Source organism: Virgifigura deserti (genome assembly GCA_003576685.1).
In the GTDB taxonomy this organism is placed as follows: domain Bacteria; phylum Pseudomonadota; class Alphaproteobacteria; order Dongiales; family Dongiaceae; genus Virgifigura; species Virgifigura deserti.
In genome coordinates this window covers 33,988-49,970 of the sequence record QOZR01000005.1, presented here as the reverse complement: position 1 = coordinate 49,970, position 15,983 = coordinate 33,988, and the positions used below count along the sequence as shown (strand labels likewise).

General features: G+C 64.9%; 17 protein-coding genes and 1 other RNA gene. 11 read left to right on the top strand and 7 right to left on the bottom strand.

Going from position 1 to position 15,983, the window contains the following annotated elements:
* The first annotated feature begins 58 nt into the window (after positions 1 to 58).
* Together DT069_RS10100 and DT069_RS10095 are read left to right on the top strand one after the other, a co-directional pair.
* On the top strand, positions 59 to 1,702 hold the full coding sequence (locus DT069_RS10100) for an ABC transporter substrate-binding protein (protein ID WP_119460189.1): 1,644 nt from the start codon (positions 59 to 61) through the stop codon (positions 1,700 to 1,702).
* Between the two features lie 190 nt (positions 1,703 to 1,892).
* Complete coding sequence (locus tag DT069_RS10095; RefSeq protein ID WP_425450141.1) at positions 1,893 to 3,164, top strand: M24 family metallopeptidase; 1,272 nt, start codon at positions 1,893 to 1,895, stop codon at positions 3,162 to 3,164.
* Positions 3,165 to 3,252: 88 nt separating this feature from the next.
* Here the strand turns inward: DT069_RS10095 and DT069_RS10090 are convergent, their stop codons facing one another.
* Genes DT069_RS10090 through DT069_RS10080 form a run of 3 tightly spaced genes read right to left on the bottom strand, consistent with a single transcriptional unit; the run spans position 3,253 to position 5,244 of the window.
* Positions 3,253 to 3,519, bottom strand: coding sequence for a ribbon-helix-helix domain-containing protein (locus DT069_RS10090; protein WP_119460188.1), 267 nt, complete (start codon positions 3,517 to 3,519; stop codon positions 3,253 to 3,255).
* Positions 3,520 to 3,529: 10 nt separating this feature from the next.
* Positions 3,530 to 4,933, bottom strand: coding sequence for a class II fumarate hydratase (fumC, locus tag DT069_RS10085; protein WP_119460187.1), 1,404 nt, complete (start codon positions 4,931 to 4,933; stop codon positions 3,530 to 3,532).
* Positions 4,930 to 5,244: a GFA family protein gene (locus tag DT069_RS10080; RefSeq protein WP_119460186.1), complete on the bottom strand. Its 315-nt coding sequence runs from the start codon at positions 5,242 to 5,244 to the stop codon at positions 4,930 to 4,932. Before DT069_RS10080 ends, fumC begins: the two co-directional genes overlap by 4 nt.
* Positions 5,245 to 5,405: 161 nt before the next feature.
* Here DT069_RS10080 and DT069_RS10075 point away from each other — a divergent pair, with 161 nt between their 5' ends.
* Complete coding sequence (locus tag DT069_RS10075; protein WP_119460185.1) at positions 5,406 to 5,615, top strand: hypothetical protein; 210 nt, start codon at positions 5,406 to 5,408, stop codon at positions 5,613 to 5,615.
* 443 nt (positions 5,616 to 6,058) lie between these two features.
* Positions 6,059 to 6,862, top strand: a complete 804-nt coding sequence (locus DT069_RS10070; protein WP_119460184.1) for a THxN family PEP-CTERM protein — start codon at positions 6,059 to 6,061, stop codon at positions 6,860 to 6,862.
* 117 nt (positions 6,863 to 6,979) lie between these two features.
* Here DT069_RS10070 and DT069_RS10065 read toward each other — a convergent pair whose 3' ends face one another.
* Positions 6,980 to 7,213: a hypothetical protein gene (locus DT069_RS10065; RefSeq protein WP_119460183.1), complete on the bottom strand. Its 234-nt coding sequence runs from the start codon at positions 7,211 to 7,213 to the stop codon at positions 6,980 to 6,982.
* A gap of 575 nt (positions 7,214 to 7,788) precedes the next feature.
* On the opposite strand from DT069_RS10065, the gene DT069_RS10060 reads away from it, so the two are divergent.
* Together DT069_RS10060 and DT069_RS10055 are read left to right on the top strand one after the other, a co-directional pair.
* Entirely contained in the window at positions 7,789 to 8,307 is a 519-nt protein-coding gene (locus DT069_RS10060) for an NAD(P)H-binding protein (protein ID WP_119460182.1), read from the top strand.
* A gap of 10 nt (positions 8,308 to 8,317) precedes the next feature.
* Positions 8,318 to 8,608 carry a Rossmann-fold NAD(P)-binding domain-containing protein gene (locus tag DT069_RS10055; RefSeq protein ID WP_119460181.1) on the top strand — a complete coding sequence of 97 codons (291 nt, stop codon included), beginning with the start codon at positions 8,318 to 8,320 and terminating at the stop codon, positions 8,606 to 8,608.
* Here DT069_RS10055 and DT069_RS10050 read toward each other — a convergent pair.
* On the bottom strand, positions 8,560 to 9,048 hold the full coding sequence (locus DT069_RS10050; RefSeq protein WP_119460180.1) for an SspB family protein: 489 nt from the start codon (positions 9,046 to 9,048) through the stop codon (positions 8,560 to 8,562). The genes DT069_RS10055 and DT069_RS10050 overlap by 49 nt on opposite strands.
* Before the next feature lie 78 nt (positions 9,049 to 9,126).
* Positions 9,127 to 9,494, bottom strand: a transfer-messenger RNA (tmRNA) gene (gene ssrA, locus DT069_RS10045).
* A gap of 78 nt (positions 9,495 to 9,572) precedes the next feature.
* Between ssrA and thyX the strand changes: the two genes are divergently transcribed.
* Positions 9,573 to 10,508: an FAD-dependent thymidylate synthase gene (thyX, locus tag DT069_RS10040; RefSeq protein ID WP_119460179.1), complete on the top strand. Its 936-nt coding sequence runs from the start codon at positions 9,573 to 9,575 to the stop codon at positions 10,506 to 10,508.
* Between the two features lie 53 nt (positions 10,509 to 10,561).
* Here the strand turns inward: thyX and apbC are convergent, their stop codons facing one another.
* Positions 10,562 to 11,689, bottom strand: a complete 1,128-nt coding sequence (gene apbC, locus DT069_RS10035; RefSeq protein WP_119460178.1) for an iron-sulfur cluster carrier protein ApbC — start codon at positions 11,687 to 11,689, stop codon at positions 10,562 to 10,564.
* Positions 11,690 to 11,839: 150 nt separating this feature from the next.
* Between apbC and hflK the strand changes: the two genes are divergently transcribed.
* From hflK to DT069_RS10015, 4 genes are all read left to right on the top strand, one after another.
* A complete protein-coding gene (gene hflK / locus DT069_RS10030) occupies positions 11,840 to 13,012 on the top strand; it encodes an FtsH protease activity modulator HflK (protein WP_119460177.1) in 1,173 nt (390 codons plus the stop codon).
* A 28-nt stretch (positions 13,013 to 13,040) separates the two neighbouring features.
* Entirely contained in the window at positions 13,041 to 13,958 is a 918-nt protein-coding gene (gene hflC / locus DT069_RS10025) for a protease modulator HflC (RefSeq protein ID WP_119460176.1), read from the top strand.
* A gap of 135 nt (positions 13,959 to 14,093) precedes the next feature.
* Entirely contained in the window at positions 14,094 to 14,294 is a 201-nt protein-coding gene (locus DT069_RS10020; RefSeq protein ID WP_119460175.1) for a DUF2065 family protein, read from the top strand.
* Positions 14,295 to 14,491: 197 nt separating this feature from the next.
* Complete coding sequence (locus DT069_RS10015) at positions 14,492 to 15,976, top strand: DegQ family serine endoprotease (RefSeq protein WP_425450140.1); 1,485 nt, start codon at positions 14,492 to 14,494, stop codon at positions 15,974 to 15,976.
* Positions 15,977 to 15,983: the final 7 nt, after the last annotated feature.

Genomic DNA, 15,983 nt, shown 5'->3' with positions numbered 1-15,983 from the left:
CGCGCGCCGTCGGCGGTAGCCTTCGAAACAGAGCCAATAAACTGACGGGGAGAGAAACATGGCCGAGGATCTGAAGACGATTCACTCCTACCTGCCGACGCTGGTCGATCAGCTCGAGGCGGGCAAGCTGGACCGGCGGGAATTTCTCCGGACCTCAACCCTTCTGGGGCTTTCGGCGACGGCGGCCTATGCGCTGGCGGGCGTGCCGGAACAGGGCATGGTCGCGCCGGCCCGCGCGGCGGATGGCGGGACGATACGCATTTCCATGCGCGTCATGCCGCTCGAAAGCCCACATACCTATTCCTGGGTTCAGGACTCCAATATAACGCGGCAAGTCTGCGACTATCTGACCCGGACCGGTCCGGACAACGTAACCGAGCCGTGGCTGCTCGAGAAATGGGTGGCGAGCGATGATTTGAAGACCTGGGACCTGATCCTGAAGAAGGGGATCACGTGGTCCAACGGCGACGAGCTCACCGCCGAGCATGTGATCTGGAACATGAAGCGCTGGGTCGACCCGAAGGTCGGCTCGTCGATTCTTGGCTTGGTCCAAGGCTATCTGATGAATGATGAGGGCACGGCCCTGTGGAACGCCGACGCGATCGAGAAAGTCGATGATTACACCATCCGCCTGAACGCCCGTTCGCCGCAGCTTGCCGTGCCGGAGCATCTGTTCCACTACCCGGCGCTCATCATCCATCCGAGCGAGAACGGCGCCTTCGGCGTCGGCTCGATCGGAACCGGCGCCTACGCCTTGACCGAGTACGAGGTCGGCAAGAAGGCCGTCCTGAAGCGGCGCGACGGCTATTGGGGCAAGCCGGCGGCGATCGAGACAGTCGAATTCATCGATCATGGCGATGATGCGGCGGCACAGGTGGCGGCCCTCGCCTCCGGCCAGGTTCACGGTCTCCTGGAGGGGTCCACCGCCCAGTATTCGGCGTTGCAGAAGCTGCCGAACGTCGAGCTGCATTCCGTCGTCACCGCGGACACGGCGGTTGCGCGGATGCAGCCCAGCCACAAGCCCTGGGACGACGCGCGGGTGCGCAAGGCCATGCGGATGGCGCTCGATACCGAGAAGCTGCTGCAGGTCGCGCAGCTGGGCCTGGGACGCCCCGGCGAGCATCACCATGTCGCCGAGGTGCATCCGGAGTACGCCGATGTCGGCTTCATGAAGCAGGACACCGAAGGGGCCAGGAAACTGCTCGCGGAGGCGGGCTATCCGGACGGCCTCGACACCGAGATCGTCTGCAAGGGCGACCCCGAATGGGAGCCGATCTGCGTGCAGGCCATGGTCCAGATGTGGGAGAAGGCCGGAGCCAGGGTGAAGATCAACCTCATCCCCTCGGCCCAGTATTGGGAGATTTGGAACAAGCCGAACGTTCCCTTCGCCTTCACCCAGTGGTCGCACCGTCCGCTTGGGATCATGGTTCTGGGGCTGGCTTACCGAACGGGAGCGCCGTGGAATGAGACTCACTTTTCGAACAAGCGCTTCGACGAGCTGCTGGCAAAGGCCGAGGGCATTCTCGATCTCGACGAGCGGCGCGAGGTCATGGCCGAGATCGAGACGCTCATGCTCGAGGAAGGCCCGGCCATCATCCCGCTCTGGCGCGCCGTCTTCGCTCCCATGGACAAGCGGGTGAAGGGCTTTCGAATGCACCCGACCCTCTATGTTTTCTGCGAGGAGTGGTCCCTGGAAGCGTAGGGGAGCGTGTTCGCCATCGCCGCGCATGATGGCGGTTTCGCGGACGGGCGATCCGCGTTCGGCGCGGTATCGCCCGCCGTCGGCCATGAATCGGCCATGAATCACCGCACCTGTCGATGCGGCAGCGACCGTTAAACCCTCGGAACCGTGGACCTCGTCGATCCCCACACCAACCCTGGAGAACCATCCCGTGCCACGCGATGAGTCCGTTGGCCTCGCCCGCTCGATCGACCGCGCCCGCAAGACGCCGGGCGCTGGCCTGACCGACACCCGCACCGACATCGACATGGTCCGCCTGAGGGCCTATCGCCTGGGTCGTGTGCGCGAACAGCTCCGGAACCTCGACTATGCTGGTGCTCTGCTCTTCGATCCGATCAACATCCGCTATGCCACCGGCAGCCGGAACATGACCGTGTGGACGCTCCACAACGCGGCGCGCTATTGCTTCATCCCGACCGAGGGACCGATCATCCTGTTCGACTTCCATGGCTGCGACCATCTGAGCGACGGGCTCGAGACCATCGCCGAGGTGCGCCCGACGCAGCCCTGGTACTACTTCGCCGCCGGCCCGCGCGTGGACGAGCGGGCCAAGCTCTGGGCCGCCGAGATCGCCGATCTCGTCACGGCGCATGGCGGCGGCAACCGGCGGCTCGCGCTCGATCACTGCGATCCCGAGGGAACGGCCGCTTTGGCGGCGCTCGGCATCGAGGTCAAGAACGGCCAGGCCCCGCTCGAGCGCGCCCGCGCGATCAAGTCGGCCGACGAGATCGCCTGCATGAATGTGGCGATCTCCGTCTGCGAGACCGGAATGGCGCGCATGCGCCAGGCGCTCGAACCCGGGCTCACCGAGAACCAGCTCTGGGCCATTCTCCACGCCACCAACATCGCCATGGACGGCGAATGGATCGAAACGCGGCTGCTGACATCGGGCGGCCGCACGAACCCGTGGTTCCAGGAGTCGAGCGATCGGGTCATCCGTGCGGGCGAGCTGGTCAGCTTCGACACCGACCTGATCGGACCGTTCGGCTACTGCGCCGATATCAGCCGCAGCTATTTCTGCGGACCGGGCCGCCCGAGCGACGACCAGCGCCGGCTCTATGGCTTGGCCTACGAGCAGGTCCACGCCAACATGGCGCTGCTGAAGCCCGGCGTCAGCTTCCGCGAGTACGCCGACAAGGCGTGGCGGATTCCCGATGTCTACTGGGCGCGCCGCTATTCCGCGACCGTCCACGGCGTCGGCATGGCGGACGAGTATCCCGTGATCCCGCACTTCGACGCCTTCACCGACGGCTTGGCCTATGACGGCGTGCTGGAGGCCGGCATGACGGTGTGCGTCGAGAGCTACATCGGCGCGGATACCGGGAACGAAGGCGTCAAGCTCGAGCAACAGGTTCTCATCACGGAGACCGGCGTCGAACTGCTGTCGACCTTCCCGTTCGAGGAGACGCTGCTCAGCGGATGACGCGGGACGACCTTCTGGGGCCGCTCCTTCGTCGCCGGGTCGAGAGTAGCGGCGGGCTTGGAACCCGTCCCTGCATTGTCAAAGCGAGTCAATCTTTTCGGCTGTTGGTATAGGAGGCCGACGCCCGCACGGCATCGAGGACGAAGACCCGCACCGCGCTCGACAGATTGCCGGGCATGGCGTCGGCCGAGCGGGCGCGGTCGATCTCCTCGATCAGCCGGTTGAGCGAGAGCCCGCGGGCGGTCGCGAGTTCCTTGAGCGCGTCCCAGAACGCCGCCTCGAGCGACAGGCTGGTCCGATGGCCGGCGAGAAGGACGGAACGCTTGCGGAGCCGGCGGTCGGCGGCGCCCTTCATTGAATGGGCCTCACCGCCTCGGCCCGAGCATATCCTCCGGCTTCACTAGACGGTCGAACGCCTCGACCTCGAGCAGGCCAAGCGCGACGGCGGCCTCGCGCAGGGTCGAGCCCTCCGCATGAGCCTTCTTCGCCACCTTCGCGGCGTTGTCGTAGCCGATATGCGGGTTGAGCGCGGTCACCAGCATCAGCGACTGCTCGAGGAGCTGTCGGATGCGCGGCCGGTTCGGCTCGATTCCGTCGACGCAGTTCTCGGCGAAGCTGCGGCAGGAATCGGCGATCAGCCGGCCCGACTGCAGCAGGTTGTAGATCATCACCGGCTTGAAGACGTTCAGCTCGAAATGGCCTTGGCTGCCGGCGACGGTGACCGTCGTGTGGTTGCCCATCACCTGGGTCGCCACCATGGTCAGCGCCTCGGCTTGGGTCGGGTTCACCTTGCCCGGCATAATCGACGAGCCCGGTTCGTTCTCCGGCAGCAGCAGCTCGCCCAACCCCGAGCGCGGACCCGATCCGGCGAGGCGGATGTCGTTGGCAATCTTCATCAGCGAGGCGGCGAGCACATTGTAGGCGCCCGATGCCTCGACGATCGCGTCATGGGCGGCCAGCGCCTCGAACTTGTTCTCGGCGGTGACGAAGGGCAGACCGGTGATCTCGGCGACCTTCTCGGCGAAGAGTTCGGCGAAGCCGGCGGTCGCGTTCAAGCCGGTGCCGACGGCGGTGCCGCCCTGCGCCAGTTCATAGAGGCGCGGCAAGGTCGCCTCGATGCGGGCGACGCCGTTGCGGACCTGCGCGACATAGCCGGAGAACTCCTGCCCCAGGGTCAGCGGTGTTGCGTCCTGCAGGTGGGTGCGGCCGATCTTGATGATGTCGGCGAAGGCGTCCGCCTTGGCGGCCAGCGACTCCCGCAATCGGTTCAGCGCCGGCAGGGTTGTGTCGTGGATCTGCTGGACCGCGGCGATGTGCATCACGGTCGGGAAGGTGTCGTTCGAGGACTGTCCGCGGTTCACATGGTCGTTCGGGTGGACCGGCGATTTCCCGCCGCGGCCTTGTCCCAAAATCTCGTTGGCGCGGCCGGCGATCACCTCGTTGGCGTTCATGTTGGTCTGGGTGCCGGAGCCGGTCTGCCAGACCACGAGGGGGAATTCCTCGTTCCGCTTGCCGGCGATGATCTCGTCGGCGGCCTGAACGATCGCCTCGCCCAGCTTCCGATCCAGGGCGCCCAACTCCATATTGACCTCGGCCGCCGCCCGCTTCTGGATGCCGAGCGCGCGGATCAGCGGTTCCGGCATGCGCTCGCCACCGATCCGGAAGTTCTGCAGCGAGCGCTGCGTCTGGGCGCCCCAATAGCGGTCCGCCGGGACCTCGATCTCGCCCATGGAATCGCTTTCGATGCGCATCTTCTGGTGGTCCGTCATTCTCCGAGTCCTGTTTCCTTTGGCTGATTGGGGGATACCGGGCCCCGCTCGGCGAAACGCGGCAGATCGTCGGCCACCTCGAACCAGCCGATTCGGCTGCTGGTCCAGATATGGTGGTCGGGGACGATGGCTGCGGGCTCGTCGAGCGTCGTCAGATTGATCGAGATTTCCGACGCCCAGGAAAGGACGGGCGCGCCAGTCGATCGTTGGCACAGGCGGCAGTGGCAGTAGCCCGCCTGCAGCGGTGGGGTGCTTACCCGGTATCGTATGGCGCCGCAGAGGCAGCCGCCATCGGGAGGCAAAATCATCATGGTCCGGCTCCGATCGATGGCAGACCTTATCCCCAAAGGGCGCTGCGTTAAAGGGACGTGGGGCAGGTCGGAAAGACGGTCGATAAGGAATTATGAACCCTTGCGAGTGACCATGCGGGCAAGACTGGGCGCAGCCGGCTTTGCGAGAGGAGGGCGGTTCGATGACCGATCTGCGGGAGGCGGACTTTTCAGGGCGTCCGGATGAGGACATGACCCCAGAGGAGCGGCAGGAATTACAGCGCCGTTTCACCGCATTCACGACAGCACTGAAGGAGCAGGATCTGCGTCGCCAAGCCGGTCCGCCGGCGCCCAAGCCGAAGAAGACGATCAGCAAATGGGATCCGCTGACGGCAGGGAAGCGCGCCAAGTAGGCATCCGGCCAACCGGCCGGTCACGAGTCGCAGGCGGCCTTGACATCCTGATACTACTCATACCGCCGGTAGAACGCCGCTTCTATGCGGCAAACCGCAGTATTGTCAGGGGAATTTACAAGGCCTTTTCTAAGAATTATATTCAATAACATGTTGTATTAGTTGAAGCTTCTTTCCTGCCTTCGCGACGTGAGCGTAGCTGGAGGCGGTCTATGCGCCTTGTCGGGCGCCGTTTCGTTGTCAAAATTCCTGACAATTCCAAGGAAAATCCGCGCCGCGTCCCCCCTACTAGTGGCCTGCCTCCTTTGCCCGTCCGGAGAACAGGCCAAGAAAGGGCATCTGGCACGACACTTGCTTCAAGCCTGCCGGGGAATGAGCCGCAGGACCCGAGGCCTTCCGAAAGAGGAAACGGAACTGGGTCTTTTTGAGAACGGAGACAGTTAATGAAGAAATGGCAGAAACTCGCTGGGGGCGGTGCGCTTGCCTTTGCGCTCGTCGCCGGCGCGGCCGGTTCGGCCAGCGCAGCCCCGGTGATTGCCACCTGGAGCTATGAGATCAACAACGCCTTCACCGACTGGGATCCGGCCGTAGGGGTCGAGGGTTCCAATCCCAATCCGGTCCTGGGCGGGGCGACCCGGCTCGAATGGCCGTCAGGTTCTCTCACCGACCGCAGCGCGCTGGAAGTCGACAGCTTCGTGAGCGGCAACAACCTAGTGACGAACGGATCGGCGGTGGCCGGCGCCGGAATCCGTCACGAGAACAATCCGATTGCGAGCAATCGAGCGGATGAGTTCCTCACCGGCGGCAGGCTGAGCGTCCAGGCGACGCTCACACCGTTCAGCCCGGCAGCGGGTGGCTCGGTGGGCCCGATCGACGCGTTCTTCGAATTCCTGTTCATGGAGACCGCAAACGAGTCGCCCTGCGGATACCCGTCGGGCAGCACCTGCGACGACATCTTCCTGCTGGTCGCCGCGGGCGGTACCGAGTACAGCTTCGACTTCCTCGAAGAGACCTACACACTGTTCTTCGGAGCGGACGCGCTGGCGCCGCTCGGCGCAGCAGAGTGCGGTCTGTTCGGCTTCGAGGCGGGTTGCATCGGTTTCAAGACTACCGAGAACGGACTGACCGAGTTCGGCACCAATCTCAGAATCACCGGGCCGCGGGTCGTCCCGGAGCCCGGGATGCTGGCCTTGCTCGGTGCGGGCCTCGTCGCCCTCGGCGTGGTCCGGCGTCGCAAGACGGCCTAACCACACCGACATCGCTTTCTCGTGAGCGGCGGCTCTTCCGAGCCGCCGCTCTTTTTTGGCCTGCCGTCTGGTAGGCCCGGCTGGGGACATCTCGGCCCCAGCCGCCCTGGCCTTTCATCACCACCGAGGCCAGCGGTTCCGCTCGTCCAAGGGCGGAAGGCCGATGTCTCGGCGCAGGTGGTTGTTCAGGCGATGCAGCGGTGGCGCTCGTTCCTGCCAGGGACGCCGTAGCAGCGCCGCCCACCGGCCGCGAGGGCGCTCGTCCACTTGCGGTACGGCGCGGCCCGGCCGCGCACGGCCGATCGGGCGGCCGATGAAGAACGAGAGAATGGCCAGATGTGCGGTCATCATGTCCCACCTTCCTTGAGGCGTCACATCCCGCGGGTCGGCGAAAACGGAGTCGGGGCGCCGACGCCAAGCTGCGGTCGCGTTCATCGGCCCGCCGGGCGTGATCGTTTGCGGTTGCGAAGGGATCGAGTCAGACCGGATGGAATCCTGCCGCGGCCCATCTGAAGCAATGGGCCGATCGAAACGCGGCGGAGCCCGGGTCGATTGTCAGCAGGAAGTCGGAAGCTCGGAACTCAAATTTGGAGTTCGTGGAGGATCAGACGCCAATCCGGCGTCTTCTGACATCGATCGTCAGGCTGCGATGGAGCCTTTGCCGTTGGCATGCATCATTCGACGTCCTCCTCCGTTGAGGCGCGCATAGAATAAGATCGGCCTGGCGAGCGCGTCAAACGAAATGGGAGAGAAACCGGGGAGAATTTCACTGATTGTGGCGTCGGTGCCACAGCATTCGAAAAGTCGAAAGCTCGGCGACGATAGCCAATATCGCGTTTCCAAAGTTCGCCACAAACTGAAACCCGATTTCACGAAAAAGTTCTCATGGCGGATCGGCACAAACCATCCCGCGACGTGAGTTGTGCATGAGAGTTCTGATTCTTGGTGGAACGGTGGCGGTCGGCGCCTCCGTTGTCCAATGCCTGGTCGGGCGCGGGCATGAGGTGTCGGCGCTGGTGCGGTCCGCTGCCTCAGCCGGTCGCCTGCGCGACATGGGCGCGCGGTCCCTGTCTGGCGACATTCGCGATCCGGAGCAATGGCTAGGCGAGGCGGTCGAGAGGGTTGACGCCGTGGTGCATGCCGCGGCCACGTTCACCGACGATATGGGCGTCGTCGACCAAGCGCTCGTGGAGGCGTTTCTGCCGCGGTTGCGGGCGAGCGGACGGAGTCCGACGTTGCTCTATACCGGCGGTTGCTGGCTCTATCCGGCTCTCCTATGGGGCGACGGCGGTGGTGTGTTGGCCGGCTTCGCCGACGACGCGAGACGACTCGGGCGGGTGCGGGTGGTCGGCGGCGAGACGATCCGGTGGCCGCTGGTGCACAGGAAGGACTTGGCGGTCCTCAATGCGCGCGCTGGAGAGAGGGCTACCGGGCGCCGCCTATAACGGGGCGTCGATGTCTGGCGTTCCGGTCGGTGAGATCGCCCGGGGCATTGCCCGCCGGTTCGGATGCGGCGACGAGGCGCCGCTAGTGCGGCCTGTTGAGGAGATCGTCGTCGAGCTGGGCGAGTGGGCGCGCGGCTATGCCCTCGACCAGCGGATGAGCAGCGAGAAGACCCGGCGGAACCTCGGCTGGGAGCCGACGCGGGTCGACGTCTTCGGCGCTTTCTCAGCGGCGGTGGCGACTTTCAGGAAGGCTTACTTTTTTCGGAACGCATCGAGGGTGACGACCTCGGCGCTCTTCTGATCATCGTCGCCTTCCGACTCGGCGGCATCGGCGTCTGGCTGCCCCGCGCCCGCGGTCGTCTGCGTCTCCATCCGAAGGTCCGCCTCCGAAACCTCGAACTGCAAGCCGAACTTGACCGCCGGATCGGCAAAGGCGGTGATCGCCGAGAACGGGACGTAGAGGCGCTCGTGTCGATTGTTGAAGCTGAGCGTGACGGCGAAGGCCTTTTCCTCGACTTCGAGCCCCCAAAACTGATGCTGCAGCACAATAGTCATCTCTTCCGGATACTGCGCGTGCAGCACCTCCGGAATTTCCACCCCCGGATCGTTGGTATGGAAAGTGATGTAGAAGTGATGGTCGCCGGGCAATCCGTGCTCGGCCACCTGCAGCAGCGCCTCGCGGACGACGCTGCGCAGCGCATCCTCGACAAGCCTGTCATATCTCAACTGGTCTTCCGACATGCCTCGCGGTGTTTCCCCGTATCCTCAGTCGTTTCTTCATCGCCCCGATCGCGGGACGCGTTCTTCACGGCCATGCGAAGTGGGGGGCTTCTGTTGCCCGGCGCCCCCCGAACCGCGCTTACCTAACAATGTTAGGCAGCGAGAGCCATACGGTTGTCGTTGGCACTTTTGAAACGGCCCGATAACGGCGGAACCATGCCGGGCAAAAACCTTACCTTTACCACGCGCGTCGATCCTGGTTCGCCCCCATTGGTGCCCCCGGGATGATATTTTCCTCGGGGGCCGACTCGGCGTGGCCGTCGGGCCGAGAAGCCGGGTCGGAGAAATTGGTGGAGGCGCCGGGTACTGCCCCCGGGTCCGCTACGCTTATGCCATAAGGCGTTTATTGCCATAGTCGGTTTCCCGACAGGGGTAATATAGGTGCAACCGCGGCGAATCGGAAGGGGTTGCGTCCGATGCTAGCGTGGAGGGGAGGGAGTGGTTAAAGTGCGCCTCCCAATCACCTCCGATCACCTGATGCACCGATGCCCCTGACTCCCGAACAGCAAGCCGCCGTCGACCAGCTCCGCGTCGACGCCCAGCCGACCCGCCGTGCCACCGTACCGGCGCTGGAGGAGATCCTCTACCAACCGATCCCCGTTCTCGATCACGGCTTCGTCCGGGTGATCGATTATATGGGCGACGATGGCGCCGTCGTGCAGGCGGCGCGCGTCTCCTACGGCCGCGGCACCAGACAGGTGAGCGAGGATCGCGGGCTGATCAACTATCTGATGCGTCATCGCCACTCGACGCCGTTCGAAATGTGCGAGATGAAGTTCCACGTGAAGCTGCCGATCTTCGTCGCGCGCCAGTGGATCCGCCACCGCACTGCCAACGTGAACGAGTATTCGGCGCGCTACTCCATCCTCGACAAGGAGTTCTATGTCCCGGCGCCGGAGCATCTGGCCGCGCAATCCACCGCCAACCGTCAGGGCCGCGGCGATCTTCTCGAAGGCGAGGATGCGGCGCGGGTCCTGGATCTGCTGCGCGAGGATTCGATTCGCAGCTATGACCACTATGTCGAGATGCTGAACGAGCGCGAGGACGGCAGCGCGATCGATGAAGGGCGCGCCGGCCTCGCCCGCGAGCTCGCGCGCATGAACCTGCCGCTCAATTTCTATACGCAGTGGTACTGGAAGATCGATCTGCAGAACCTGCTGCACTTCCTGTCGCTGCGCGCCGATCCACACGCGCAGTACGAGATCCGCGTCTATGCCGAGGCGATGCTCGATGTGGTGAAGCGCTGGGTCCCGATCACCTACGAGGCCTTCCTACAGCACCGCCTCCACGCCGCGACGCTATCCGCCGCCGCACTCAAGGTGGTGAAGCGGATGCTCGCCGGCGAGCAGGTTGCGATCGAGTCGAGCGGCCTTGGCAAGCGCGAGTGGCGCGAGCTGATGGCGGTGCTGGGGAGGGAGTGAGGCCCCCTCTTCCACAAGGGGAGAGGGAGATGCGATCGGTGCGCTCTATCGATCTACTGCACCACGATCCGTGGCGCCTGGCGCTGGCCGCCGGAGAGGCCGGCGGAAACTTTCTCCCAGATGCGGGCCGCGATCGCGCGGTAGGTTTTCGCATGCTCGCTGTCCGGCCGGGCGACGACGATCGGCCGGCCGCTGTCGGAGGTTTCGCGGATCTCCATATGGAGCGGCACCTCGCCGAGGAACTCGGTGCCGAGCTTTTCAGCCTCGCGGCGGGCGCCGCCGTGGCTGAAGATATCGCTGCGCTCGCCGCAATGCGGGCAGGCGAAGTAGCTCATGTTCTCGACGATGCCGAGGACCGGCACGTCGACCTTGCGGAACATGTTCAGGCCCTTGCGCGCGTCGAGCAGCGCGATGTCCTGCGGCGTCGAGATGATGACCGCGCCCGAGAGCGGCACCTGCTGCGCCATGGTGAGCTGCGCGTCGCCGGTACCCGGGGGCATGTCGACGATCAGAATATCAAGCTCGCCCCAGTCGACGTCGCGCAGCATCTGCTGCAGCGCGCTCATCACCATCGGTCCGCGCCAGATCATCGGCGTGTCCTCGGCGACCATGAAGCCCATCGACATCACCTTGACGCCATAGTTCTGCATCGGCTGAAGCGTGCGGCCGTCGGTCGAGGTCGGCCGGCCGCCGATTCCCATCATGCGCGGCTGCGAAGGCCCGTAGATATCCGCGTCGAGCATGCCGACCCGCAGGCCCTGGGCCGCCAGCCCGAGCGCGAGATTGACCGCGCAGGTCGATTTTCCGACGCCACCTTTACCGCTCGCGACGGCAACGATGGAGCGGACGCCAGGCACCAGGGCCTTGCCGCCGTGACCCGCCGCAGCGGGGGCGGCGGCGGGCTGCTGCTGCGCGCCGCCGGCGGGTGCCTCGCGATGGGCCGTCAACACGGCCGTTACCGACAGCACGCCGGGGAGCGCCCCGACGGCCTGCTCGGCCGCCTTGCGCAGCGGTTCGAGCTGCGGTCCGCGGCGAGGGTCCACTTCGATCGCGAAGCCGACATTCCCGTTCTTCACGACCAGGCCCGAGATCATGCCCAGGCTGACGAGATCGCCGGACCGGTCCGGGTCCTTTATGGTGCGAAGAACATCGAGAACCTGGCTCTCGGTGAGGTGGGCCATTCTTGAAAACTCCTTTGTGTCCCCAATATGCTGGGTGCATTTCTGGCCGGGTGCGCTATTGTGCCGGCTGTCATATAGGGCGAACGCTTTCCGTTGGGAAGGAGATCTCTCGGGATAGTGGTCGTCCGCGTTTGAACGGGAATTCAGATTATGCCCTGGCAGAATCAAGGCGGCGGCGGCGGCGGTCCTTGGGGTGGTGGCGGAGGTGGCCAAGGTCCCTGGGGGCGCGGTCCCTCCGGGCAACGGCCACCCGACTTTGAAGATCTTCTCCGCAAAAGCCAAGATCGGTTCAGGAGCATTCTCCCTGGCGGCTTCGGCGGCGGGCGGGGGTTGTTGCTCATTGCCGTCATAGCGCTTGCGCTGTGGCTTGCCAGCGGCTTCTACCGCGTCCAGCCGAATGAGCAGGGCGTCGCCCTGATCTTCGGTGAATGGGTGGCGACTACGCAGCCGGGCCTGAATTACAACCTGCCGGCGCCGATCGGCTCCGTCGAGACGCCGAAGGTGACGCGGGTGAACCGCGCCGAGGTCGGCTTCAGTTCGGGATTCGACGGCAACGGACGAAGCGCGTCCGCGCGCGACATTCCGGCCGAGAGCCTGATGCTGACCGGCGACGAGAACATCATCGACATCCAGTTCGTCGTGTTCTGGGTGATCAAGGATGCCGGCCAGTACCTCTTCAACATCGCGGATCCCGAGGCCACGGTAAAGAGCGTCGCCGAAAGCGCGATGCGCGAGATCGTCGGCCAGACCCCCTTCGAGCGCGCCCGGACCCAGGGGCGGGCCGAAATCGAGGCGCGCGCGGTGGAGTCGATGCAGGGCATCCTGGACAGCTATGGCGCCGGAATCGAGGTAACCCAAGTCGAGCTGCAGCAGGTCGATCCGCCGCAATCGGTGATCGAGGCGTTCCGCGACGTGCAGGCCGCCCGTGCTGATCGCGAGCGTGCCGTCAACGAGGCCCAGGCCTACTACAACGAGATCACCCAACGGGCGGAAGGTAATGCCCAGCGGCTGATCAAGGAGGGTGAGGCCTATAAGGAGGAGAAGGTCGCGATCGCCAGCGGCGATGCGCAGCGCTTCATTTCCGTTCTCAACGAATATTCCCAGGCGAGGGAACTGACCACGCGCCGAATCTACCTCGAGACGATGGAGGAGGTGATGCGCGGCATGGACAAGGTGCTGATCGATACTGCGGCGCAGGGTGCCGGCGGTGCCAACGGGACCGTCCCCTATCTCGCGCTGAACGAACTGATGCGCCGTCAGACGCCCGGTGCGGGCAAGTCCGGCGATGGGTTGAGGGTTTCCCCCAACGCCGCGGCGGAATGATCGGCAGCGGCAAAGGAGTGATATAATAATGCAGCGTCCAGCCCTCATTGGATTGGCTATCGCGGCCGCCGTCGCCGTGTTGGTGGCGCTTTCCTCCGTCTATACCGTGCACCAGTCCGAGCAGGCGCTGGTGCTGCAGTTCGGCGAGCCGCAGCGCGTCGTCAAGGAGCCCGGCCTGCACTTCAAGGTTCCGTTCATTCAGAATGTCGTCGTCTTCAGCAACAGGGTTCTGAACTTCGATGCGCCGGCGGCGGAGGTGCCGACCGTCGATCAGAAGCAGGTCGTGGTCGACGCGTTCGCGCGATTCCGGATCACCGACCCGCTGCGGTTCTTCCAGACGGTGACTAATGAGGCAGGTGTCCAGGCGCGGCTACGCTCGATCATCAGTTCGACCCTGCGCGGCGCGCTGGGCGAGGTGCCTCTGGACTTCATTCTCACCAACCAGCGCGGCGGGCTGATGCAGCAGATCGCCGAGCAGGTGAACGTGGAGGCGCAGACCTTCGGCATCAACGTCGTCGACGTGCGGATAAAGCGCCTCGATCTTCCGGAGGAGAACAGCCAGGCCATCTTCCGCCGCATGCAGACGCAGCGCGAGCAGGAGGCGCGGCGCATTCGGGCAGAGGGCGCCCGCGACGCGCAGACGATCCGCGCCGAGGCCGACAAGCAAAGCGTCGTCATCCTCGCCAATGCGCGGCGGACCGCAGAGATCTTGCGCGGTGAGGGCGATGCGCAGGCGACGGCCATCTACAATGATGCCTATGGGCAGGACCCCACCTTCTTCGACTTCTACCGGTCGATGCAGGCTCTGAAGGAGGGACTACCGAGCGAGACGACGACCTTCGTCGGACCGCCGGACGGCGATTTCTTCCGGTTCTTCGGGCAAGGGCCCGGTGAGTCCCAGGCCTCGGCGTCGACGGGCGGCAATCGGCAGGCCCAGGCGGAGTAACGGCACCCAGGAGTAGCGGCGCGGGGGACGGCGGCGGAGCGATGTTCGTCACCCTGCCGCCGCTTCGGCCGATGGCCTGGCCCAAGTCGATGGATCCAGGGCTGATGATTTGACTGCGGCCCGAAGGAAACGGCGATGACGGGGGTCGGTGTCTTCGATCTGGCGACGGCGCTGGGACTTGTCCTGGTTCTGGAAGGCCTCCTGCTGGCATTGGCGCCGGATCTGCTCAAACGGCTCGTGGCCGAGATGTTGGCGCATTCCGCGCAGTCGCTCCGTTTGGTTGGGTTGTTATCCGCCGCCGTCGGCGTTCTTGTCGTTTGGCTGGTGCGCGGATGACGCGCCTCCGACGCGCCCCGATACGCCAATGGGGGGCCGGATGGCTGTCTTGCTGGCGGCCATTGCATGATTCTTTACCAATCGCGGGCGAAAATGGCCTATTTTAGATGCGAGATGCGCCAAGTTCGATGGGCGGCGAACCGGACCGCTCATGAGCCGTCGTGATGGAGATTCCGTTGAAGCCAACGACCCGTGCAATGATGACAACCGCGGCGCTGTTCTCTGCGAGCGGGCGCCATTCCTTAACAGCTCCCCAATGGCTTCATCCGCTTCTCGCGTTGCCGATCGCCGCGGCGCTTCTGCTGGCTGCCGCCGCAGCCTCCGCTCGTCCGGCGCCGGACAGCTTCGCGGATCTTGCCGAAAAGCTGCTGCCGTCCGTCGTCAATGTCTCGACGACGCAGGAGCAGATGGCGGGAACCAGCGGCGATCAGGAACTCGACGAGTTCTTCAAAGAGTTCTTCGACCGTCAGGGACGCATGGAGCGCCCGCGTCGTGCGACCTCGCTCGGCTCGGGCTTCATCATCGACCCGGCCGGCTATATAGTCACCAACAACCATGTCATCGAGGGCGCCGACGAGGTCACGGTCAGGCTGCATGACGATACCGAGCTGACGGCTGAGGTTATCGGCATCGACGATAAGACCGACCTCGCCCTGCTGAAGGTTGATGCGAAAGAGCCGATGCCGGCGGTGGCCTGGGGCGACTCCGACAAGACCCGGATCGGCGACTGGGTGGTTGCAATCGGCAATCCCTTCGGCCTGGGAGGGTCGGTCACGGCCGGCATCGTCTCGGCGCGAAAGCGCGACATCATGGCCGGCCCTTATGACGATTTCCTGCAGACCGACGCCTCGATCAACCGGGGCAATTCCGGCGGGCCGATGTTCAACATGGACGGCGAGGTCATCGGCATCAATACGGCGATCTTCTCACCCTCGGGCGGCAGCGTCGGCATCGGCTTCGCCATCCCGTCCAACCTCGCCCGCAACGTGATCGCCCAGCTTCGCGAATATGGGCACACGCGCCGCGGTTGGCTCGGCGTGCGCATCCAAACGGTCAACGAAGAGCTGGCGGAAGGCCTGCGCCTGCCGAGCACGGAAGGGGCGCTGGTCGCGAACGTCACCGAGAACGGCCCGGCCGATCTGGCGGGCATCGAGCAGGGCGATGTCGTCTTGAAATTCGATGGCCGGCCGGTCGAGGAGATGCGCAAGCTGCCGCGGATGGTGGCCGAAACCGCGATCGACAAGGAGGTCGAAGTCGTCGTCTGGCGGCAAGGCCGAGAAGTGACGTTGAATGTCGTGCTCGGCGAGCTGGACGAGGCCGCAGAGATGGCCGCCCTCACTCCGCAAGAGCCGCAAGGCACGCCAGAGAGGCGGGAGGGGACGGTCGATCTGCTGGGGCTGGCCCTGGCGGAAATGTCGCCCGAGTTGCGAGAGCGCTTCGGCTTGGATGATGGCGCATCGGGCGTTGTGATCACCGAGGTCGACCAGGCCGGTTCGGCGGCTGAGAAGGATCTGCGCCCCGGCGACGTGATCGTCGAGGTCGATCAGGAGCCGGTCGCCAATCCCGGGGATGTCGACCAAAGGGTGAGCCAAGCCCGGGAGAATGGCTACCGTGTCGTCACCCTGCTGGTCGATCGCGACGGCGAATATCAGTGGGTCGCCCTGCGGATCGACCAAGGATAGCAGCACC